The organism is Paenibacillus sp. FSL K6-1330, assembly GCF_037976825.1.
GTDB lineage: Bacteria > Bacillota > Bacilli > Paenibacillales > Paenibacillaceae > Paenibacillus_AQ.
In genome coordinates this window covers 6,918,761-6,940,735 of the sequence record NZ_CP150269.1, presented here as the reverse complement: position 1 = coordinate 6,940,735, position 21,975 = coordinate 6,918,761, and the positions used below count along the sequence as shown (strand labels likewise).

Below are 21,975 nucleotides of genomic sequence, written 5' to 3'. Positions count from 1 at the left end.
TGACTATGAAGTGAACGGCAACAACAAAGGAGGATGGGAAATGGCAGACCAACAACTACTTTCTCTGGTAGAGCAGATGACGCTGGAGGAAAAAATTGCGCAGCTTATACAACTGGCCGTCCCTTTTTTCGAAGGCGCTCAAGAATCGGGGCAGATTACAGGACCGATGGAGTCGCTTGGCATCACCGATGAGATCGTAAGCAATGCCGGCTCTGTGCTGGGTTTGGCGGGTGCGGAGGAAGTGATAGCCGTCCAAGAAGCGCATTTGCGCAAGAATCGATTGAAAATTCCGCTGCTCATCATGGCCGATATCGTTCACGGCTTTAAAACAATCTTCCCGGTGCCGCTTGCCATGGGGAGCTCTTGGGACCCTAGCCTAGCGGAGCGGAGTGCGGAAATCGCCGCCCGTGAAGCGTCGGTATCCGGCCTGCATGTGACATTTGCGCCGATGGTAGACCTGGTGCGCGATCCCCGCTGGGGACGCGTGATGGAGGCGACTGGTGAAGACCCTTATTTAAACAGTGAATTTGCCAGAGCCTTTGTCAGAGGTTTCCAAGGGAATGACCTGAGCGGCGATCTCAACCGGCTGGCCGCTTGCGTGAAGCACTTTGCCGCATACGGAGCAGGCGAAGGCGGCCGCGATTACAACACGGTGGACATGTCCGAGCGTCAGCTGCGGGAATATTACCTGCCTGCGTACAAGGCTGCGCTGGATGAGGGTGTCGAGATGGTCATGACCGCCTTTAATACCGTGGATGGCATACCAGCTACGGGCAATAAGCGGTTGATGCGTGATGTGCTGCGCCGCGAATGGGGTTTTGACGGCGTACTGATCTCCGACTGGGGTGCGGTCAAAGAGCTGATTCCTCACGGGGTAGCGGAGGACGAGGCAGAGGCCGCGTTAAGAGCCATCGAAGCGGGCGTGGACATCGAGATGATGACTTCCAGCTATGTACATCATTTACCGGACATGGTACGCGAAGGCCTGGTAGACGAGAGTCTGATCGATGAAGCGGTGCTGCGTATTCTGTCATTGAAAAAGCGTCTCGGTCTGTTCGAGCGCCCTGTGCGGGGAGCCGATCCGCAGGCGGAACGGGAGATTGTGTTCTGCGAAGAGCACCGTCAGGCGGCCCGGGAGGCTGCGGCTAAATCCTGCGTGCTCCTGAAGAACGATTCCTTGCTACCGCTGCGCGGTGAGCAGCGTGTGGCTTTGATCGGCCCGTTCGGTGCCAGCGGCGATATTCTTGGGCCATGGTCCTGGACGGGCTCGAAGGAAGATGCGGTGACCCTGGAACAGGGACTGCGCTCCAAGCTATCTTCCGGTGCCCTCACGGTAGCCGAGGGCTGTAACGTGAACGTCATGACCGGGCAGCAGTTGGATGAGGCGATGAAGGCGGCGAAGGAAGCCGACGTGATCGTGCTTGCGCTGGGCGAGGATTCCGAGATGAGTGGCGAAGCCGGCAGCCGTGCGTTCATAACTCTGCCGGAGCCGCAGCTCGAGCTGATTCGGCATTTGAAAACGCTGGAGAAGCCGATGGTTGCCGTATTGTTCAACGGTCGTCCGCTGGATCTGCACGGCGTGCTGGATGAGGCCGATGCCGTACTGGAAGCCTGGTTCCCAGGAAGTGAAGGCGGAGCGGCCGTAGCTGCCCTGCTTATGGGCGAAGCGAATCCTTCTGGCCGGCTCAGCATGTCGTTCCCTTATTCCGTTGGGCAGGTGCCGGTATACTATAACCATTTTAATACCGGCCGTCCGAAGGATGCGCCCGATGCGCAGGTACGCTATGTATCGCAATATTTGGACATTCCGAATGAGCCGCTGCTTCCGTTTGGATTCGGCCTCAGTTATACGGATTTCCTCTATGGGAGCATGAACTTGTCGGCGGAAGAAATGTCCCCGGATCAACCTCTTGAAGTTACGGTTTCGGTAACGAATGCCGGCGATATGGCCGGTGAAGAAGTCGTCCAGCTGTACGTCCGGGACCGATCCGGTGAGGTCGTTAGACCCGTCAAGGAGCTGAAAGCCTTCCGCAAGGTGCTGCTGCAGCCGGGCGAACGCCAGGAAATCACCTTTACGCTGACTGAAGAACAGCTGCGGTATCATCATTCGGATCTGTCCTTTACCAGCGATGCGGGTGAGTTCGACGTCATGGTCGGAAAGAACAGCCGGGATACGGAGACAAGACGTTTTCGGCTTCGGAAATAACACGACTAACATCATTTATGCAGAATAGGAAGTGAAACTTGTGACAGCCAATCAAGTAATGCACGATGCAAAAGTTGTACTCCAGGCAGGAGAATTGACGTTTTCCTTTTTGCCTAGCGGTGATCTTTATCAAGCCACTTACGGCACGACGATGATTAATCAACTGCTCTCCAATTCGATTGATGGCGCCCTCAATAATTTGTTTCTGAGAATCCATACGGAAAGCGGCATTGAGGCCGTTCCTATGCTCGGAGTACACTCCAACAGCGTGGTCACTCATGCGGATAACCGGATGATGTGGGAAGGCAGCGTCAAGGGAGTAGATTATAAGGTTCTGTTTACCCCAACGGATACCGGCGCGTGGTTCTGGGACATTCAGCTTCAGGGGGAAGGAATTCTAGCCGACGTCGTGTATGGACAGGATATCGGCATCGCCCATCCGGGAGCCGTTCGAACCAATGAAGCATATTTGTCCCAATACATCGACCATGCTGTATTCGAGCAGGAAGGTCTGGGGTATGTCGTGTGCTCCCGTCAAAATCAGCCGCAGGGAGGCGTATTCCCCTATCTTCAACAGGGAGCGCTGACTTCTGCGGTCGGATATGCAACGGATGGCTTTCAGTTTTTTGGCCTTTCCTATAAAGAGACAAATCAGGCGGAGGCTTTATCCAAGGAGAGCCTGCCGAATGAGGTATATCAATACGAGTTTGCCTATACGGCCCTGCAGTCCCCTCGTGTACCGCTTAGTGGCACAACCCGGTTCGTATTTTACGGCTTGTTTAAAGAGAATCATCCGGATGCAGTCACAACACTGGAATTCCAGGATGAGCTTCAGGCTGCATGGCAGCAGGTTGAAGCGTCCCGCTTGACGGAGACGGGCAATCGGCTGCCTCGGATCGAGCGATCCGAGCGTTTCGGGGAGCCTCTGCGCACATTGCCGCTGACGGAAGACGAGCTGAACAATTTGTACCCTGTACGCCGCCAAGAGGAGCGTGACGGGGAAGAACTGCTCTCGTTCTTCACGGATACTTATGAACATATCGTCATGAAGGAGAAGGAGCTTCGCGTAGAGCGTCCACATGGCCATATCTTGATGAGCGGCAACAATGTGAAACTGGGCAGTCCTGTCATTACGACAACCTCTTACATGTATGGTGTGTTTAATTCCCAGCTGGTGACGGGGAACACGAACTTCAACAAAATGATGAGTCATGCGCGGAATGCACTGAACGTGCCTAAGACATCCGGTCAGCGGATTTATGTGGAAATGGACGGCGAGTATCGTCTTCTGACGATGCCATCCGTGTTCGAGATCGGCTTTAACTATGTGCGGTGGTACTATAAGACCGAAAGCGACATGCTGATCATCACCAACTTCACGTCTGCTGCGGCATCGGAGGTTACGCTTCAAGTCCGTTCCGAGAGCGGAAGGGCTTATCGTTATCTGGTCACTATGCAGATCACGATGGATGTCAACGAATACGAAGTGCCTTATCATATGGTTCAGGAAGACGGTATTCTGACGTTCCGTGCCGATACGTCTTCACTCAGTGCTTCTGTGTACACAGATTTGCATTATCGTCTTCGCGTGACGGGAGCCGATATGCAGGTTAAGGACGAAACTTGTCTGGCAAGCAACACCGCGTCTGGCAGTGCTTCCTTAACAGTACTTGAGCTTGGCGAGAGTGCGGAATGGACCATGACCGTACAAGGCAGCCTTGATGCAGCGAACGCTCCGCTTGCGGCGCGGGAAGCCGATGAAGAGATTGCAAGCTACCGCTCATTCTATGCGTCCGTCATGAACGGGTTCCATCTGAGTCTGAAGAATGGACAGGAAGGAGGCTTGTTCAAGGTGAATGCGCTCGCCTGGTGGTATACGCATAACATGCTCGTTCACTATTCGGTACCGCACGGCCTGGAACAATACGGCGGCGCTGCGTGGGGAACGCGCGATGTGTGCCAAGGGCCTGTTGAATATTTCATGGCTACGCATAAATATGAGCAGGTACGCGATATCCTGCTAGAGGTGTATTCCCACCAGTATGAGGATGACGGAAATTGGCCGCAGTGGTTCATGTTTGATCAATATGCCCATATTCAGCAGGAAGAGAGCCACGGCGATATTATCGTATGGCCGCTTAAGGTGCTGGGCGATTACTTGGCTGTCACACATGATTACGACATATTGGATTCGGTTGTTCCTTACACCAGAAAGCACAGCTTCGATTTTACGGAGCAGACGTACACCGTGCTTGAGCATGTGAAGAAGCAAATGGCCTATATTCAAAATCATTTCCTTCATGACACTTATCTGTCTTCTTATGGAGACGGGGACTGGGATGATACGCTACAGCCGGCGAACGCGCAGCTGAAGCAGTTCATGGTCAGCAGCTGGACGGTAGCTTTGACCTATCAGACCTTGAACCAGTTCTCCCGCGTTATGGAGCGTGTGGACCAAGCGATGTCCGGTGCGATAGGGGACCTCGCGGAAGGAATCCAGCAGGATTTCAATACGTATATTCTGAATTCTGAAGTGATTCCCGGCTTTGTCTATATGGAGAGCAAAGAGCAGAGCAAATTCCTGCTGCATCCGTCCGATCAGGAAACGGGAATCCAGTACCGCCTTCTTCCGATGACGCGCAGCATGATTAGCGAGCTGCTGACGCCGGAGCAGGCAGCAAGCCATTATGAGATCATCCGTGAGCAGCTGTTCTGTCCGGACGGCGTGAGATTGATGAACCGTCCAGCCGTATATGCCGGGGGCGTTAGCACGCACTTTAAGCGGGCGGAGCAGGCGGCGAATTTTGGCCGGGAGGTTGGTCTTCAATATGTGCATGCGCACATCCGTTATGTAGAGGCGATGGCAAAGCTCGGCAAGAGCAGTGAGGTTTGGAGTGGGCTTGAGCGTATTAACCCGATCGGCATTACCGAGGTTGTGCCAAATGCGGAGCTGCGTCAGAGCAATGCGTATTTCAGCAGCTCGGACGGGAAGTTCAACACGCGCTATGAAGCGCAGGAATCGTTTGATGCACTGCGGAGCGGACGCGTGCCTGTCAAAGGCGGATGGCGGATTTATTCCAGCGGCCCGGGGATCTACATGAACCAGTTGATTTCCAATGCGCTTGGCATTCGCGAAGCGGGAGGAGACCTGGTGATTGATCCGGTCCTGCCGAAGACGCTGGATGGCCTGGAGTTCCAATTCAATTATGCGGGGAAGGCGGTAACGTTCATTTATCACGTGGATCGCGCCGAGCGGACCCGTATCACGATTAACGGGCAGGATGTGGCAGCGGATGCTATCCGGAACCGATACCGTACAGGCGGCGTTCGTATTGCAGGTGCGGATTTCAAACGATTGGCCGGAGAGGGCGACACCGGCTGTGTCGTGGATATTTACGCCTCTATTCATGAACAATAAATCTTGACCCGTGAAACTCGTCTGCAAGAAGGCTAACTGGTCTGATATAATAGAGGGAATGGTTATCAAAGCGAGGGATGGCGATGAAGACCCGGCAAGAGACATTGACCATCCGGTTCTCCGAGATGAAAGATGCTGCTGCACTCATGGAACTCGACGAACTGGTATGGGATCGCAACACGGCCCCTGCCCCATTGGAGTGGACCTCAAGAGAACATTATCTTCTGCATTGTCCGCCAGGCACACAGCTCGTGGCGCTGCATGAGGAAGAACTGTGCGGTTACATCGGATTCCGGTCGCCCACAAGTCTTCACAGCAATCGTCATGTACTGGAGCTGAACATAGCGGTTCACCCTGCTTATCAACGACAGGGCATCGGACAGCGGCTGATCGAGGCCGTGAAGGATATGGCGCGCGTGGAAGGCATTTCGAAGCTGAGGCTGCGGGTGCTGTCCAGCAATCCGGGCGCACTCTCTTTTTACAGGAACTGCGGGTTTCAGGAAGAGGGCAGACTGATTCAGGAGTTCTACGTGGATGGACGTTACGTCGATGATATCTTAATGTGTTGCTTCTTATCATGATCACATCATGATATCCCTCTAGGCCGGTTAACGGGCAGCAGAGAGATGGAGTTATAGGTTTGAACAGTCCGGCAGCTTGCCGGGCTGTTTCGTATGTTAAGGTCAATCAGGGATTTCTGGTTGGCCTTATGTTATTTGGCCCGCCGCTTAAATGGCTTCTGGACAAGGGCACAGGCTATTGCATATAGTAGATGAAAAGAAAAGAAGGCGGAGGTTATTTTCCATGACCATGGGCATTGTATCGCTGAATGTGGGAAAGCCTGTAACGGTTGATTACCTGGGAAAGGACCTGTCTACGGGGATTTATAAGCAGCCTGCGGAAGGCCCCTTGTTCCTAAGTTCATTGAATTTCGAAGGGGATGGTCAGGCCGATCTCGTCAATCACGGCGGCGTGGATAAGGCGGTGTGCGCGTACCCCTCTGAGCATTATCCTTATTGGGAACGCTCTTTGGGCAAGCAGATGGAGTATGCTGCATTTGGCGAAAACCTGACGCTGCGGGAGATGCTGGAGGATCGGGTCTGCATTGGGGATGTATACCGGATAGGCGACGCGGTGGTGCAGGTCAGCCAGCCCCGGTATCCATGCTTTAAGCTGTCACAAAAGCATGGCGTTAAAGATATGCCGGCAAGAGTATTGAATACGGGTTACAGCGGGTTTTACTTTCGAGTCCTGGAGGAAGGGAATGTCCGCGCCGATTCAGCGGTCGCTCAGCTTGAGTCTCATGCTTCCGGCATAACGGTGCTGGACGTGCTCCAGATGATGAAGGATGGACGGAAGGATGAACGCGGGTTGTTCCGCATGCTGGAGATCGATGTGCTGTCAGCCAGCTTGAAGGAGCAATTCGGCAAATGGCTGAAGACCCTGCGGGACAACCAGGAGTGAGACGTGGGCTCCCAGCCAAGCCAGGCCCTTGCCTTGAACATATAGACAACAAAAACCGGCTTGTGTCCTTATCGTAGGATACAAGCCGATTTTATTTCGGATTAAGGGTTACCTCATCCGCTTCCATTCGCTCTGAATCATGCCGTAGACCGCGTGGTTGACATATCCTTGAGGCAGCTTCTCGGCTTCCCTTATGACTCCCTCCAGCACAAATCCCAGCCGTTCCGGAATGGCCCGGCTGCGATGGTTCGCCGTTGCACAGCGGATCTCCACTCGGTTCAGGCCCATGCGCATCAGCGCGTGATCCGTGAACGCCCGGCATGCGCTTGTCATCAGGCCTTGCCCCGTAAAATGCTGATCCAGCCAGTATCCGATGCTGACGGAGCGGTTGCTCCAATCAATCTCATGGAACGAGATGGTGCCCGCCAGTTCCTCGCGGACCCAGATGCCGGCCGAGAAGCCGCCATTCTCAGCCGCTTGCTTCATGGCCCCTTTGATATAATTGACGGTATCGTTGACCTCGGTGACGGCATCCACCCATGGGAGCCACTTGCGGAGACGGTCCCGAGACCGGTCGGTAATCTCGAACATCGCCCGTGCATGCTCTATGGCAAGGGGGCGTAATTCAACATGGTCATCTAATGTGTATCCAAACATACGGTATCTCCTTTGTTCTCCATCGTGAAGAGTATGTAGCTTTAACGAGTCCGCTTCACTTTTTGCTCTAATGCGTAAATATCTTCTTCAAGGGAAATCATACGCTGATTGACCACCGTTCTGCAGTCGCTTAGCGCTTGATTGTATAGATGCGGCCCTAAGGTCTCCATGAAAAAATCAAGAATCCCTTCCGCAGCCAGATGGCCGAGGGTTTCGCCGCGCTCTGTTTCAAAGTATTCCTGAACCCGTTCAACCAGGTGTTCGCGTTGTTCTTTGGGGAATTTGCTAGGTTTCATAAGATGATTGCAGGCCTCCTTCCATCGTTGTTTTTCTCTCCATGCTACCCTATTGAAAAGCCCCCGTCAAAACGATTCTCACCGGCATTTTCGGCTGTGGGAGGATCTCTGTATGCAGGTTAGATGCTGGGAGCAGGCTGATCGCTGGAATCCTCATCCCAAGTCGGCAACTTGCGGCACGGAAGTGCCGAATTCCTTGAACAATCACGGCATTACAGGTATATTTAAGGGAAACACGTTTATACAGGAGATAGACAGAAATTACAGGACGAAAGGTTGATCAACGTGGAGAACCATCGGGGCACCCCCTCCAATTTCATAAAAAATGTTATTACCGAAGACCTGAAGTCCGGTAAAGTCAAGGAAATCGTTACCCGCTTTCCGCCGGAGCCGAACGGCTACTTGCATATTGGACATGCCAAGGCTATATGGATCAATTTCACGCTGGCCGATGAATTCGGCGGACGGACGCATTTGCGGTTCGATGATACGAACCCGGTGAAAGAAGACATTGAGTATGTTAACTCCATCAAGGAGGACGTGAAGTGGCTCGGATTCGATTGGGAAGAGCTGCGGTACGCGTCCGATTATTTTGAAGAGATGTACAATCGCGCAGTGCTGCTGATTAAGAAAGGGAAAGCTTACGTGGATGACCAATCCGCTGACCAAATTCGCGAAAAGCGCGGAACCCTGACCGAGCCTGGGCAAAATAGCCCGTACCGGGATCGCAGCGTGGAAGAAAATCTGGATCTGTTCGAGCGGATGCGCAAAGGGGAATTTGCCAACGGCGAGCGCGTGCTGCGCGCCAAGATCGATATGGCTTCGCCGAACATCAATTTGCGGGATCCGGTCATCTACCGTATCTCCCACGCGCATCATCATAATACAGGCGACAAGTGGTGCATCTATCCGATGTACGCTTTTGCCCATCCGCTGGAGGATGCCATTGAAGGGGTTACGCATTCCCTGTGTTCTCTTGAGTTTGAAGATCAGCGCCCCTTCTATGATTGGGTTGTGGCGGAATGCGAGATGGACAGCACACCGCATCAGTACGAATTCGGGCGTCTGAACGTGGCGCAGACGGTTACGAGCAAACGGAAACTGAAGCAGCTCGTAGACGAGAATGTGGTGGACGGCTGGGATGATCCGCGCATGCCTACGATCTCTGGACTTCGCCGTCTGGGATACACGCCTGAAGCCATTCGCAACTTCGTGTTTGAGACGGGAATTTCGAAGGCGTACGGCACGGTGGACCGCCAAGTGATGGAACACTTTATCCGTGAGGACCTGAAGCTGAAGGCGCCGCGCACGATGGCTGTGCTGGACCCGCTGAAGGTGGTCATTACGAACTATCCTGAAGGCCAGACGGAGTGGCTGGATGCCGAGAACAATACGGAGAATCCGCAGATGGGCGTCCGCCAGATTCCGTTCTCGCGCGAGATCTATATCGAACAAGAGGATTTCATGGAGGATCCGCCGAGCAAATATTTCCGCTTGTTCCCTGGCAATGAGGTGCGTTTGAAGCATGCGTATTTCATTAAGTGCAATGATGTGATCAAAGACGAGAACGGCAAGGTCGTTGAGATCCACTGCACGTATGATCCGGAGACGAAGAGCGGTAGCGGCTTTACCGGACGCAAGGTGAAGGGAACGATTCACTGGGTGGAGGCCACGCAGGCCGTACCAGCCGAATTCCGCCTGTTCGAACCACTGTTCAAGGACGAAGAGGAAGAAGCCGAATTGGTACCAGAGGTTGCAGGCGAAGCGGAAGAAGCAGCTGCCGAGAAGTCCTTCCTGGACGACATCAATCCGAACTCGCTGCAAATCGTGCAAGGATTCGTGGAACCGAATATGAAGGATGCTGCACCGCAGGACAAGTTCCAGTTCTTCCGCCACGGATATTTCAACGTCGACTCGAAGTATTCGCAGCCAGGGCGTCCGGTATTTAACCGCGTAGTCTCCCTGAAGAGCTCCTTCCAGCTTCCGAAGAGCTAATCAAGATTGCAAATAGAAATGGAGGCATTGAAGGGGAGAAGAGTCTCCCGTGCCTCCCTATAACGTAAACAAGACTCGAAGATTCCGTTACAGGATTCATTCGAGTCTTGTTATATTTACGGTGATACCATCTTGTCATTTGAATGGCTTCTCCTACGGACCACGTTCTAACTCGCAGCATACTCCTCGATCTCGTCGCCTTCGGGATCGTCCGGATGCAGCGGCTGGTACCCGTGCTTGCGAAGGTTGTACCACATCCAGCCAAAGCCGATAGCACCCACAATGGCAAGCATCGTACCGGTCCGGTACATGATCTGCGCCCCGAAGTTCTGGAACATCCAGCCGCCGGCGAGACCGCCGATGACGCCGGATATGCCGCTCCAGCTCAAGGTATAGAGTGCTTGTCCGGAAGCGCGATACGGCGTGGGCACAAATAGCATCGTCAACTGAACGCCAACATAGAAATAGCCGCCGAAGGTTACGCAGTGCAGCAGCTGGATGAAGGCCACCTCCAGCGCGCTGTTGGCTTCCGCCATCAGCAGCCAGCGGAGGGCGAAGAGCAGGCTGACAATCGTCAGGCAGCCGACCAGGACATTGATTTTCCGTTTCAGGAAGCGGTCAAACAGAATGAAGATCACCACTTCAAATATCGACGAGAAGAAGATGGCAAGGCCCACCATCTGCTTGGTACCGCCAAGCTCCAGAATGTATAGGGACATAAAGGTGTTATTGGCTGTGTTCGGGATGGATACCATGATGCCTAACAGAATGAACCAGACAAAATAGGGATTCAGGAACAGCCTGCTGAGTCCTTTAAGGTTAACCGATGCCGAGGCCGTTGTTTTCTGGATGGAGGGCAATGTGAACATGAACAACGCCGCCACCAGGAGCATGACCGAGAACACGATAGAGATGCGTCCCGATCCGAGCCGGTCGATGACAGGTCCTGCAGCAATTGCCGTCAGCGCCCATCCCAGCGATCCCCATAGCCGGAACGAGCCGAATTTTTGCTGCGTCCCCTCAATATAGGTTAGAATCAGCGAATTTGTCTGCGAGAACATCGGAGTCTGGAAGAAATAAAAGAAAATCATCGTCATGTATATCATTGCATAGGTATTCGCCTGAAATACAAGCTGGACCAGCAGCAGCGTACCGGTCATCATGATCAGCAGCACGCGTTTGATGTTGGCCGCCCGGTCACCCCAGAATCCCCAGAACGGATTTGCGAAGATGGACACAAATGGCGCGATTGCCATCAGGCTGCCGATTTCGATTTTGCTCATGCCGATGTCTTGCAAATATAACTGGAAAAAACCGGTGAAGATGACCATGGTTCCGTAAATGAAGAAGTTGAACAGCTTGAGCGATGTCAGCGAAGGTTGAGCATTGTCCATATTCCGCAAGTAGGTCATTCCTTTCAAACCGAATACAATCCAAAATCGCGGCGACATAGGAAGCCGCTTTCCTTTCAATGTATCATGCATTGAAAAGGGATACAAACCATCTTTTAAATGATTTTCCATTATTCTGGTTATTAATCTGTAAACTGAATCAACTTTTTTTACAACGTGTAAGAAAGGCGGGAAGAACATATGAGCGATCACTCCCTAGATGTTGGCCTTTCGCCGGATCAGGTGACAGGTATCGTGCTTGCAGGTGGAGCCTCCCGGAGAATGGGGAGAAACAAGGCGCTGTTGCCTATGGAGGGAATTAGTTTGATCGAGCGAACGGTCCAGGTGCTTGACAAAGTTAGCGGACGGGTAATCCTATCCACGAATGTCCCGGCCGCTTATCAATTTCTTGAATTGGAGTGCATTCCCGATCTCTATGTCGGGCAAGGACCGATGGCGGGACTTCATGCAGCGCTCAAGTCATCCCAAAGCACATGGAATATGGTTGCTGCGTGTGACATGCCTTATATCCATGAGCGTTTCCTTCGGGGACTGCTGGATCTGGCGAACAAGCAGTACGCAGCCGACGCTGTAATCCCCGTGGTAGAGGGCAGGATGCATCCGCTGCTGGCGGCATATCGCAAAGAAACCGTAGAAGGCCTTGAGCACAGGCTGATCAAGGGACAACTGCGCATGGTGGAATGGGTGCAGGAGCTGAATGCCGTCTTTGTGCATGAGGAGCAATTAGAGGCAATGACGGGCCTTGATCCGCGCAGGATTTTATTTAATATGAACACACCTGGGGAATATGAGGCAGCAGGCGGCCTGCTGAATTCCGACTTGTCTGAGGATAGATAGTAGAGTTTTATAGCGGCATCAAGGTGCAAAGCCCGTTGAAGCCGGTACTCATCCTAAAAAATAACCCCGCCAACTAAATGCTTGGCGGGGAATTTTAATATATAACTGCGGGCTAGCGATAATAAATCTGCCATCGGCAGTATACGCGCAGCAGACGGGTTTATCCGCCGATCTGCGACATGCGCCGGACGGTGGGAGTATGGTTTTGTGTCTTTTTCTCGAGCGCGAGCGCCATTTCATGATTCAGCGGTTTATCGCCCAGCGCTTTGCGGAACAGGTTCGCCACCGCGGAAGGATCATCGACGACACGGCGCACGTTAAATTCATCGGACCAGTATAGACAAGCCTTGATGTGGCCGTCCGCCGTCAGCCTGAGGCGGTTGCAGGAATCGCAGAAATGATCGCTGACCGGATGGATCAGACCGAAGGTTCCTGTAGCTCCAACCACTTTCATGTTGCGTGAAGGCCCATTGCCGGATGGTCCCTGCTCTTCTTGAATGGTCCACCCCGCCTCCTGGCACACTTCGGATACCCGGCTCAGCGGCAGATACGAATCTCGCCAGGCATCGGATGCTTGGCCGATCGGCATATATTCAATAAAGCGGACATGGAGGGGACGATCGAGCGTTAGAGCGATAAAGTCGCGAATTTCGTCTTCGTTGAAGCCCTTCATTAACACCATGTTCAGTTTGATCGGATCCAGGCCAGCTTCATAAGCGGCTTCAATGCCTTCCAGCACTTTATGCACCCGTCCGCCGCGCGTAATGCGCGCGTAACGCTCCTCATGAAGCGAATCCAGGCTGATGTTGATACGAGTGAGTCCCGCTTCCTTAAGCAGACGAGCTTTGGATGGGAGCATGATCCCGTTGGTGGTAAGTGATATATCTTGAATTCCTTCAATGGAAGCAATCATATGGACCAAGGATTCCAGATCCTTGCGCACCAGCGGTTCCCCGCCGGTAAGGCGTACTTTGGAGACGCCCATAGGGGCAAGGACGCGCACGATCGCTGCGATCTCTTCATAGCTCATAATCTGATCATGAGGCTGGAATTCCATTCCTTCTTCCGGCATACAATAGACACAACGAAGATTGCATCGATCCGTCACCGAGATGCGAATATAATCATGGACCCGACCGAAAGAATCTTTAAGCGGTTCGATCATGGAAATCCCCCTTTATAGCATGCATGGTCACATTGTAGCCATTCCCCGAACGGGAGTCAATGCGCCGTTTGGGTCATGACGGAGGACAAGCAGCGGCAAAATGGCCATTCTTTTGTGAGAAGAATCACAGTAAACGCTTTCGGGATCCATTATATTGAAGCTGTGAACAAAAGCTTTCTCCCCTTGAAAGCGAGTAGTGACATTCTAGATTTCCGAAAGTTTCCTGATTTTTCCGAAATTTTCGGAAATCATTTCTATCTGCTTTCATTAGGCGTTCATCTAAGATATACTGTCAAGGATATCACATCCAACAAGAAAGGTTACCAATAGGAGGTTCGATATGGCGATATCACCTGTTCAAACTTTGGAGGTGCCTGACGTCTGTCACAGATGGCTTGAAAACCGGGGGACGGTCTACGAGCTGCTGATTGATTTTTTGGGCAATTGGCCCAGCTTGTCTATGATTGCGGAATGGAGCCGCGGAAGTGGAATTAGCAAGGCTGCGGAGTGTTCGAAGGCCGGTACGGAACTGATGACATATTTATGTGGACGCTCACCTGAGGAATTGGTTCGGATTTGCGAATATGAAGGGGCGGAATACCGCCGATTGCTTCAGCAGTCCAAACAGCGTCAGGCAGCAGAGTCTCATTATACGAAGGATGGATGCGCTCAGGATTTAGCCGATTGTTACGCATCCGTCGGTATTGCCTTTAATAAACTGCACGGGGAAGCGGACGATCATATAGCCATTGAACTGGAATTTATGACACTGCTTCATGACCGTATGCTGAACAATACGTATTGTGAACATAGCATGCTGCAATTGATGGAGGTTCAAGAGAAGTTTCTGGAGGAGCATCTGTTGTCATGGGTGCCGTCCCTCTGCAAGGATCTGAAAGGATCCACGGAAAGTCCGCTTTATCAGTCGTTATTCAGTCTGCTGGAGGATTTCCTCGCACAGGATCTGAGCATGCTGAAGACGTGGAAGCATTCCAGGGAGGCTGTGCTGGTACATTAGCAAGCAAGACAACATCATAGTCGTCAACATCATAGTCATCAAAAAAGCCCCGATCTCCTATTATAGGAAACCGGGGCTTTGCTGTTCTACTTAATCTTCGATTCTTTTCTTGCTGAACTTCATCAGGAACTCATACACGATAGGTACCACCACGAGCGTGAGCAGCGTCGAACTGATCAGACCGCCGATAACCGTAATGCCGAGACCTTTCGAGATGATGCCTGCACTGCTCTCCCAACCGAATACGAGAGGCAGAAGAGCGCCGATCGTTGCGAGTGCCGTCATCAGGATTGGACGAAGACGGGTAGCGCCGGCTTCAAGCAGGGCTTCGCGTGTGCTCATTCCTTCGCGCTCCATATGGATTACGCGGTCGATCAATACAATCGCATTGGTCACGACGATACCGATCAGCATAAGTACGCCCATGAGTGCAGACACATTCAGTGTCTCGCCTGTGACGAGCAAGCCGATAATGGCTCCGATGACAATGAACGGCAGCGAGAACAGGATGGCGAACGGTGCGAGACCGCCACCGAATGTAACCACAAGCACAAAGTATACAATCGCGATGGCTGCCAGCATGGCGAGTCCAAGCTGTCCGAAGGTTTCGTTGATTTGCTCGGTGACGCCTCCGAATTGGACGGATACGCCGTCTGGAAGCTCAAGCTTATTCACTTCAGTCTCCAGGTTGGTGGAGGCCGATCCTACATCGCTGGACAGGATGTCGGCTGTGACGGTCACAACCATTTTCCCGTCGATGCGCATAATGGAGTCTGGAGTCGTTCCTTTTTCCACCTTGGCCACATCCTTGATCGGTACTTCGATACCGAGTGGGGAGGTGACGGTTTCGTTCTCGATTTCCTTTATACTCTTATAGGTTTTGCTGTCCGTCTCAATGTAAACATTGTAGGTCTTGTCCTCAATTTTGACTTCGGTCAAGACTGGACGTTCCCGTACCGGAGACAGCTTCATTGCCAATTGTCCGGCTGTCAGGCCAAGGGAGCTCAGCTTCTCTTGGTCGGCAACCAGCGTATACTGCTCGAACGCTTCGGACAAGCTGGTCTTTGCATTGTCGAAGGTAGCGGTATCCTTGTTTGCGAGTTCTGCGATTTGATCAGCCACCGGCTTGATCTGCTCCAGAGAGTCGCCAAAGACGTTAACCGTTAACTGGCTGCCGCCAAAGCCGCCGGCCGCCATGTCCATATTGGACCAAGTGCCATCCGGTACTTCCTTGGCAAGATCCTCGACAAGCGCTTTTTTGACATCTTCAAAGTTTTTCGTGTCCGGGTCATACATAATATAGAATAATCCGGAATTCGCTGATCCCATACCAAGCGGATTGCTTCCGCCGATGGAGTATTGCATCGTTTGCACTCCAGGCTGATCCAGGATCAATTTCTCCGCTTTTAATGCGCGTTCCTCTACATCCTCCAGCATGACGCCAGGTTCAGGAGAATAAGTGACCATGGCATATTTGTCTTCCTGTTCAGGAATAAAGCTAACTCCAAGGTACTTCGTCAGGAACAAGCTTCCTGCCAATAACACGATGGCTGCCAGGAATGTAATGGCTTTGTGATTCAGCGTCCATTTCAGAATGGAACGATACCCGCGGGCCATTGCGCCAGGTTTCTCTGCATGATCATGTTTGTTCTTTAAGCCTTTGCGGAACAGGCTGTGCGCCATAGCGGGTACGAGTGTGACCGCCACGACCAGGGAAGCGAGCAGTGCAATGACCATCGTCAATGCAAATGGCATGAACAGCTCTCCGACCATACCGCTAACCAGGGTAAGCGGCAGGAATACCGCGATGGTTACGATGGTGGAGGACATGATCGGTACAAACATTTCACGTGTAGCGGCACTAATAAGCTCTCGGCCTGTCAGCTTCTCGGTCGAGAGGGACATGCGCCGGTAGATATTCTCGATAACGACGATCGAATCATCGACAACCCGGCCGATAGCAACGGTCATGGCACCGAGCGACATCATATTCAAGGTGATATCCATTTGTCTCAGGCACAGAACCGCAATCAGCAAGGACAATGGGATTGAAATGATCGATATAATCGTCGAACGGATGTTGCGCAGGAAGATCATAATGATCAGAACGGCGAACAGTGCGCCGAATAATGCCTTGGAGAGCATCGTATGAACAGAGTCTTCAATCGGCTTGCCTTGGTCCAGCATGATTGTCAGATCCATGCCAGGATAGAGGCCTCTCAATTCTTCGGCCTTGTCTTTCACCTGATTGACAACATCAACCGTATTGGCGTCGTTGGCTTTCACGATTTGGATACCGATCGATTCCTTCCCGTTGGTGCGGGAGATGGATTCCGAGGTTCCGATAACTTCAATCTTGGCAATCTCACTGAGTTTCACAGTTGGAATGCCGGTCGGAACGGCAGGAGCACCGCTTGGTCCACCAGCAGCCGCACCGGCTCCAGGAGCGCCTTGTTGGCCTGCCCCAGCTGCATTACCGGAAGGCTGCTGCGATGGTTGTTGACCTGTCCCGGCATTCGGAGCACCAGCTCCGGCAGATGCATCTGCACCGCCGCCACCCGGAATAACCGGAATGGCGATATTCTTCAGATCGTCAATGCCGATGATGCCGCCATCAATAGCAACGGCCTTCTGCGATTTTTCCATTTCGAACATGCCGAGCGGAACGTACAGCGCTGAACCCTGCACGATTCCTTTGACGGTATCCTCCGTCAGGCCAAGCTCGTTCAATTTGTCCTGATTAAACTTTAGCTGTACCTCGTTCACGAATTGTCCGGCTACCTGGATGGAAGCAACTCCGTCCAAATCCTCCAGCTCCGGAACGATGTCTTTCTCTGTGATGCGTGTCAATTCATCCAATGCCATATTGTCTTTGTTCGCAATACTTAGGGAGACAACCGGCATGGAGCTCATGCTGAATTTGGATATGGTAGGTTTCTGGGCGTCATCAGGCAGCTTTACCTCGTTAATGGCTTCACGAACAGCAGCCGTAGCGTTGTCCAGATCACTACCATAATCAAACTCAACCATGACATTGGCTGCATTTTCCATGGAAGTGGAGGTTACGGTTTTGACGCCGTCAATATTGCGGAGTCTCGTCTCAAGCGGTTTGGTAACATCCTCCACAACACCTTCAGGGGCTGCACCCGGATAGATCGCGGTGACACTTAAGAACGGGACGTTAATATCCGGAATGGTTTCTTGCTTCATCGTCAGTCCGCTGTATAACCCTCCGAAGCTGACGATGATGGTCAGCAGCCAGATCGCAAACTTGTTGCGCAGCGAGAAATTGATAATTCCTTTCATTAGGCGATTCTCTCTCCTCTCCAAAACTCTATGTCTGTAACTTGGACTAATTCCCCTTCATCATCATTCCACCGGGTGTAAGATAGCTTTCGAGTACAGTCACAATGGTGCCCTTGAGCTCCGTAAACAATGCTTCAAGGTCCTCGATCCCCTCCAAGTTGGCAAGCATTCCTTTCAGAACGGCCCGGCTGGGCTGAAGGGCAAGCAGCTCCTTCTCCATAATATTGAGCGACTCCATCGCATCTTCCCGGACATCCGGCTCCACCTGGATCCTCTTAAGCTCATTCTTCATCGTCTTAATAACAATGAGAGGGTGACGCTGCGTGCGCATGTCGGTTTGGCATAATTGACCCAATTGCCCAACCGCCTCCATCGGGATCAGGGGTTCGGGCCGTCTGCGCAGAATACTGGCTACAATATCATCCAGCAGCTGGATCTGATGATCAGCGATGATTCCTACATTCAAATGAAATCCCGGCATGAACAGGAAACGGATATAAGAACCGAGCATACTGCCCATAAACATGCCGATCTCCATCGTATACGGCTCTACGTCCGGTCCATAAATGGTTTTCAGCTTATTGTTAAACCACTGCAATGTAGCCAGCATTTCCTGCCGCATGTTTTCCTTGTCAAAAGGCGGTTTCCCCGGAGGCATCTGATCATGGAACTGCTTCAGGAGAAATTCCCGGATCTCCAGAAAATGGACCAGAAGCACTTCCGTCTGCTTGCGCAGCTGCTCCTTTGGTGCAAGCAGTGGATCGTGGTCGACCCGGAGAATCTCATCTTTAATGCGGCTTGCGATAAGCTCGTAAATGCTCTTTTCCAGTTCCTCTTTGGATTTGAAATGAAGATAGAGGCTGCCTTTCGACATCCCGCATACTTCGGCAATTTCCTGCATGGAGGTAACCGAAGAGCCCTTCGCGGAAAACAGCTGCATCGCAGTGATGAGTATTTGCTGTCGTTTTTCTGCCGTTTTATCAGTCAATCAATAGTTCACCTCGCTTGAGAACTTTGCGGTTCTTAGATTGACCATAAGGTCAAGAATTATTATATATGAAAAAGAACGACCGTTTCAACTTTACTACGGTCGTCCCTTTTCATGGGTTCTGAAAATATATGAAATTTGTTGAAATTATTTAACTGATCAATTTCAGACCGACAGCCGAGCACAGAATCATGGCAATAAACAGCACCCGCCGCCACTCCTTGGGTTCCCCGAACAGGAACATCCCGGTGATCGCGCCGCCCGCCGTTCCGATTCCCGTCCAGATGGCATAAGCGGTACCCATAGGCAGTACGGTCATGGCGTAGGAGAGGAGGGAGAAGCTGGCGGCAAAAGATAATGCCAAAATCAGTACATAGCGCCATCCCTTACGTTCCGACACGCCTTTGATACCGATAACGCCGCCGATTTCAAATAATCCGGCAAATACAAGAGCAACCCAGGCCATTACTTGCTCACCTCCGGTTCTGCATGATCGCTGGTAATCAGTTTAAGTCCGACCACACCTGCCAGCAGCACGCAGATCAGAAGCACCTTGAGCACTTTAAACGGTTCTCCGAAGAACAGCATTTCGGAAGCCACTGTTCCGGCTGTGCCGATTCCCGTGAAGACGGCATACACCGTTCCGACCGGCAGCCGTTTGGCCGCCTCGATAATAAGATAAAAGCTCGCTGTAATGGCGGCCACGGTTCCAAGCCATTCCCATGTGTTAGAGGAATGCTTCAAACCCATCACCCATATGATTTCAACCAATCCAGCAAGCAGCACATAAAGCCAGTTGCGATTCATTATAATTGTCACTCCTTTATGAAAATAACAGTAACCCCTCACTTACCGATTCCTATTCTCCTTAAGCCCCTTTAGCATGCGTAGAATAGGAGACATTAACTCTCGTGGTTATATCCCTGTTTCTTTACCCCTAACCAATACACGGGCCAAGCGGCCACAACCCGTCTTAGGGCCCGTTCTTCTCCGCCGTATACGGTTTCCAGATGAATTCCGTCCAGCAAGGTCATGTAGGCAATGGCGGCTTTACGCGGATAACGAATAATGCGTCCGTGAACCGGGCAGCCTGCGGCAAGCAGTTTGGACAGGTTCTCCTCCTGCTGGTCCAGCAATGGATATACCATCCCCATCACTTCGTCGTACAGCGAGCTTGGCGGGAAGAAGGCCATCCGCAAGAAGAACCGGACTTCATCATCCATACGATAAGCTTGGAGACGGCTTTCAAGAAATCCGTGTAGCTGCTGCTCCAGCGGCCAATCCGCATGGTCGAGAAAATAGCCTACCATTAAGTCCTCTTGGCGCTGGAATACGTCCTGAAGCACCTGCAGAAACAAATCTTTTTTGCTGGAAAAATGGGCATAAATCGACGGTTTTTTGATTCCGCAGTCGTCAGCAATATGTTTTAACGATGCCCCTTCGTAACCGTTTTTGGCAAAGTGGGCAAGGGCGGATTGTTTAATGTCGACGGCACTCATAAGATTCCTCCTAACTAACGATCGTTAGTTATATTTTTAACAAATGGCGTTCGCATTGTCAATATTTTATTTTTGGGTATCAGGCCTTGTCGGCTCAAGGAGAACAGTCTTTAGTTCCTGGGGGAGATCATGTAGAATATGGTGTGACCAGCATCGTACATACATAGAGACAGAAACGATGAAGAACAAGGGGTAAACGATATGAGAAAGGGAATAGAGGCTGTACTGATTACCGCGCTTTTGTTCGCGTTTTATTATTTTGGCATGGATTATTTCGGGAAGACGACAGGGACCATTATCGGGATATTCTCTACGCTAACCGTAGTATCCATCGGATTCATGATTTTTATGGAGAATCGTCATCCCACCAGCACGTTGGCCTGGATTCTGCTTTTGGCGCTTGTCCCTATCGTAGGGCTTGTCTTTTATTTTTTGTTCGGACAGAACTATTTCAAGCGGAGAAAATACGATAAAAAAGCGCGGAAGGACGTGCTGGTATATACCAGCGAAGTGCTCCGGAAGAACACCCCAGACATCTCCTGCTTTAAGCCCGAAGTGCAGCAGCTCCTTCAGCTGTCTACCCGCCTTGCACGCACGCCGATTTCCTTCTCGAGCGATACCAAGGTGCTGACCGACGGGGAAGAGACTTTTGCGGCCTTGATTGCGGAGCTGGAACAAGCGGCGCATCACATTCATATGGAATATTACATTTACCGTCCGGATGCGATCGGAACGCAGATCCAGGAAATTTTGATACGGAAGGCGAAAGAGGGGGTGGCCGTTCGGTTTATGGTGGACGCCGTTGGCAGCTTGCAGCTGCCGCCTTCCTTTTTGCAAGAGATGCGAGATGCGGGTGTACAGGTCGCCGTATTCGGCAGTCCCAAAACGATATTTTTCACGAGCCGCGTGAATTACCGCAATCATCGCAAAATCGTTGTTATTGACGGGAGTGTCGGATTCGTTGGTGGATTGAATGTAGGGGATGAGTATTTAAGCCGCAGCAAGGCATTTGGTTTCTGGCGCGATACCCACATGCTTGTCCGTGGAGAGGCTGTCAGAACGCTCCAAGTTATCTTTCTCCAGGATTGGCAGTACATGACAGGTGAGCAGCCGAGTGAACCCATCTATTATTCACCGGATTTGCTGGAGAACCGTGCCGGTGCCGTCCAGATTATCGCAAGCGGACCGGACAATGAGCGAAGAGCCCTGAAGAACATCTTCTTCTCCATGATTGTGTCGGCTCGTAAGTCGGTATGGCTGGCTACGCCTTATTTTATACCGGATGAAGACATATTCACCGCGCTCAGGGTTGCTGCCTTGTCCGGTCTTGATGTACGGATTCTGTTTCCGTCGAAACCGGACAAATGGCTTCCCTTCCTGGCTTCTCATTCCTATTTTCCGGCTCTGCTGGATGCCGGGGTAAGGGTGTATGAATATGAAAAAGGGTTTATGCACTCGAAGCTGCTAATCGTTGACGGCGAGGTCGCAACCATTGGTACGGCTAACATGGACATGCGGAGCTTCCACCTTAATTTTGAGGTTAATGCTTTACTCGTTCATACGGAAAGCGTAGGCAGGCTGGTATCCGACTTCGAGCAGGACCAGGAATCCGCTATCCTGTACGACCGCAATCATACCCGTAAAAAAAGAATCATGACCCGGCTGCTGGAGTCGGCCGCCCGGCTAATGTCACCTCTGCTGTAATGCGGTGGAG

18 protein-coding genes are annotated in these 21,975 nt (G+C 51.9%); 9 read left to right on the top strand and 9 right to left on the bottom strand.

The genetic code is table 11. The features are described from left to right. Positions 1–40 precede the first annotated feature (40 nt). The 4 genes from bglX (at position 41) to NYE54_RS31630 (ending at position 7,088) form a co-directional block, all read left to right on the top strand. Positions 41–2,206 (top strand): beta-glucosidase BglX, encoded by a 2,166-nt coding sequence (bglX, locus tag NYE54_RS31645; RefSeq protein ID WP_339268545.1) that lies wholly within the window; start codon positions 41–43, stop codon positions 2,204–2,206. A 58-nt stretch (positions 2,207–2,264) separates the two neighbouring features. After that, positions 2,265–5,624 (top strand): cellobiose phosphorylase, encoded by a 3,360-nt coding sequence (locus tag NYE54_RS31640; protein WP_339273715.1) that lies wholly within the window; start codon positions 2,265–2,267, stop codon positions 5,622–5,624. Positions 5,625–5,707: 83 nt separating this feature from the next. Then, the gene (locus NYE54_RS31635; protein ID WP_076323948.1) at positions 5,708–6,205 is read left to right on the top strand and encodes a GNAT family N-acetyltransferase; all 498 of its coding nucleotides are present in this window, start codon (positions 5,708–5,710) and stop codon (positions 6,203–6,205) included. A 223-nt stretch (positions 6,206–6,428) separates the two neighbouring features. Beyond that, on the top strand, positions 6,429–7,088 hold the full coding sequence (locus NYE54_RS31630; RefSeq protein WP_339268542.1) for an MOSC domain-containing protein: 660 nt from the start codon (positions 6,429–6,431) through the stop codon (positions 7,086–7,088). Between the two features lie 108 nt (positions 7,089–7,196). Here the strand turns inward: NYE54_RS31630 and NYE54_RS31625 are convergent, their stop codons facing one another. Together NYE54_RS31625 and NYE54_RS31620 are read right to left on the bottom strand one after the other, a co-directional pair. Next, on the bottom strand, positions 7,197–7,745 hold the full coding sequence (locus NYE54_RS31625) for a GNAT family protein (RefSeq protein WP_076323950.1): 549 nt from the start codon (positions 7,743–7,745) through the stop codon (positions 7,197–7,199). Between the two features lie 41 nt (positions 7,746–7,786). After that, positions 7,787–8,041, bottom strand: a complete 255-nt coding sequence (locus NYE54_RS31620) for a DUF2164 domain-containing protein (RefSeq protein WP_339268539.1) — start codon at positions 8,039–8,041, stop codon at positions 7,787–7,789. Positions 8,042–8,153: 112 nt separating this feature from the next. Between NYE54_RS31620 and NYE54_RS31615 the strand changes: the two genes are divergently transcribed. Next, positions 8,154–8,321 (top strand): hypothetical protein, encoded by a 168-nt coding sequence (locus NYE54_RS31615; RefSeq protein ID WP_339268537.1) that lies wholly within the window; start codon positions 8,154–8,156, stop codon positions 8,319–8,321. Beyond that, on the top strand, positions 8,318–10,036 hold the full coding sequence (locus NYE54_RS31610) for a glutamine--tRNA ligase/YqeY domain fusion protein (protein WP_339268535.1): 1,719 nt from the start codon (positions 8,318–8,320) through the stop codon (positions 10,034–10,036). Before NYE54_RS31615 ends, NYE54_RS31610 begins: the two co-directional genes overlap by 4 nt. 167 nt (positions 10,037–10,203) lie before the next feature. On the opposite strand, the gene NYE54_RS31605 is transcribed toward NYE54_RS31610, so the two are convergent. After that, the gene (locus NYE54_RS31605) at positions 10,204–11,487 is read right to left on the bottom strand and encodes an MFS transporter (RefSeq protein ID WP_339268533.1); all 1,284 of its coding nucleotides are present in this window, start codon (positions 11,485–11,487) and stop codon (positions 10,204–10,206) included. A gap of 141 nt (positions 11,488–11,628) precedes the next feature. Between NYE54_RS31605 and NYE54_RS31600 the strand changes: the two genes are divergently transcribed. After that, on the top strand, positions 11,629–12,285 hold the full coding sequence (locus NYE54_RS31600; protein ID WP_339268531.1) for a molybdenum cofactor guanylyltransferase: 657 nt from the start codon (positions 11,629–11,631) through the stop codon (positions 12,283–12,285). A gap of 160 nt (positions 12,286–12,445) precedes the next feature. Here the strand turns inward: NYE54_RS31600 and moaA are convergent, their stop codons facing one another. After that, positions 12,446–13,450 (bottom strand): GTP 3',8-cyclase MoaA, encoded by a 1,005-nt coding sequence (gene moaA / locus NYE54_RS31595; RefSeq protein ID WP_339268529.1) that lies wholly within the window; start codon positions 13,448–13,450, stop codon positions 12,446–12,448. A gap of 340 nt (positions 13,451–13,790) precedes the next feature. Between moaA and NYE54_RS31590 the strand changes: the two genes are divergently transcribed. Further along, positions 13,791–14,468 (top strand): molecular chaperone TorD family protein, encoded by a 678-nt coding sequence (locus NYE54_RS31590; RefSeq protein ID WP_339268527.1) that lies wholly within the window; start codon positions 13,791–13,793, stop codon positions 14,466–14,468. A gap of 90 nt (positions 14,469–14,558) precedes the next feature. Here the strand turns inward: NYE54_RS31590 and NYE54_RS31585 are convergent, their stop codons facing one another. From NYE54_RS31585 to NYE54_RS31565, 5 genes are all read right to left on the bottom strand, one after another. Further along, entirely contained in the window at positions 14,559–17,774 is a 3,216-nt protein-coding gene (locus NYE54_RS31585; protein WP_339268525.1) for an efflux RND transporter permease subunit, read from the bottom strand. A gap of 46 nt (positions 17,775–17,820) precedes the next feature. After that, complete coding sequence (locus tag NYE54_RS31580; protein ID WP_339268523.1) at positions 17,821–18,762, bottom strand: TetR/AcrR family transcriptional regulator; 942 nt, start codon at positions 18,760–18,762, stop codon at positions 17,821–17,823. 151 nt (positions 18,763–18,913) lie between these two features. Continuing rightward, on the bottom strand, positions 18,914–19,228 hold the full coding sequence (locus tag NYE54_RS31575; RefSeq protein ID WP_076323958.1) for a multidrug efflux SMR transporter: 315 nt from the start codon (positions 19,226–19,228) through the stop codon (positions 18,914–18,916). Then, on the bottom strand, positions 19,228–19,569 hold the full coding sequence (locus NYE54_RS31570) for a multidrug efflux SMR transporter (RefSeq protein ID WP_076323959.1): 342 nt from the start codon (positions 19,567–19,569) through the stop codon (positions 19,228–19,230). The genes NYE54_RS31575 and NYE54_RS31570 overlap by 1 nt, the downstream gene beginning before the upstream one ends. 95 nt (positions 19,570–19,664) lie before the next feature. Further along, positions 19,665–20,261, bottom strand: coding sequence for a TetR/AcrR family transcriptional regulator (locus tag NYE54_RS31565; RefSeq protein ID WP_339268521.1), 597 nt, complete (start codon positions 20,259–20,261; stop codon positions 19,665–19,667). A 201-nt stretch (positions 20,262–20,462) separates the two neighbouring features. Here NYE54_RS31565 and cls point away from each other — a divergent pair, with 201 nt between their 5' ends. Further along, positions 20,463–21,965, top strand: a complete 1,503-nt coding sequence (gene cls / locus NYE54_RS31560) for a cardiolipin synthase (protein ID WP_339268520.1) — start codon at positions 20,463–20,465, stop codon at positions 21,963–21,965. Positions 21,966–21,975: the final 10 nt, after the last annotated feature.

Coding starts and splice junctions, on each gene's coding strand:
- bglX (WP_339268545.1), top strand. CDS start 41: ATGGCAGACCAACAACTACTTTCTCTGGTAGAGCAGATGACGCTGGAG.
- NYE54_RS31640 (WP_339273715.1), top strand. CDS start 2,265: ATGCACGATGCAAAAGTTGTACTCCAGGCAGGAGAATTGACGTTTTCC.
- NYE54_RS31635 (WP_076323948.1), top strand. CDS start 5,708: ATGAAGACCCGGCAAGAGACATTGACCATCCGGTTCTCCGAGATGAAA.
- NYE54_RS31630 (WP_339268542.1), top strand. CDS start 6,429: ATGACCATGGGCATTGTATCGCTGAATGTGGGAAAGCCTGTAACGGTT.
- NYE54_RS31625 (WP_076323950.1), bottom strand. CDS start 7,745: ATGTTTGGATACACATTAGATGACCATGTTGAATTACGCCCCCTTGCC.
- NYE54_RS31620 (WP_339268539.1), bottom strand. CDS start 8,041: ATGAAACCTAGCAAATTCCCCAAAGAACAACGCGAACACCTGGTTGAA.
- NYE54_RS31615 (WP_339268537.1), top strand. CDS start 8,154: ATGCAGGTTAGATGCTGGGAGCAGGCTGATCGCTGGAATCCTCATCCC.
- NYE54_RS31605 (WP_339268533.1), bottom strand. CDS start 11,487: ATGTCGCCGCGATTTTGGATTGTATTCGGTTTGAAAGGAATGACCTAC.
- NYE54_RS31600 (WP_339268531.1), top strand. CDS start 11,629: ATGAGCGATCACTCCCTAGATGTTGGCCTTTCGCCGGATCAGGTGACA.
- moaA (WP_339268529.1), bottom strand. CDS start 13,450: ATGATCGAACCGCTTAAAGATTCTTTCGGTCGGGTCCATGATTATATT.
- NYE54_RS31590 (WP_339268527.1), top strand. CDS start 13,791: ATGGCGATATCACCTGTTCAAACTTTGGAGGTGCCTGACGTCTGTCAC.
- NYE54_RS31585 (WP_339268525.1), bottom strand. CDS start 17,774: ATGAAAGGAATTATCAATTTCTCGCTGCGCAACAAGTTTGCGATCTGG.
- NYE54_RS31575 (WP_076323958.1), bottom strand. CDS start 19,228: ATGGCCTGGGTTGCTCTTGTATTTGCCGGATTATTTGAAATCGGCGGC.
- NYE54_RS31570 (WP_076323959.1), bottom strand. CDS start 19,569: ATGAATCGCAACTGGCTTTATGTGCTGCTTGCTGGATTGGTTGAAATC.
- NYE54_RS31565 (WP_339268521.1), bottom strand. CDS start 20,261: ATGAGTGCCGTCGACATTAAACAATCCGCCCTTGCCCACTTTGCCAAA.
- cls (WP_339268520.1), top strand. CDS start 20,463: ATGAGAAAGGGAATAGAGGCTGTACTGATTACCGCGCTTTTGTTCGCG.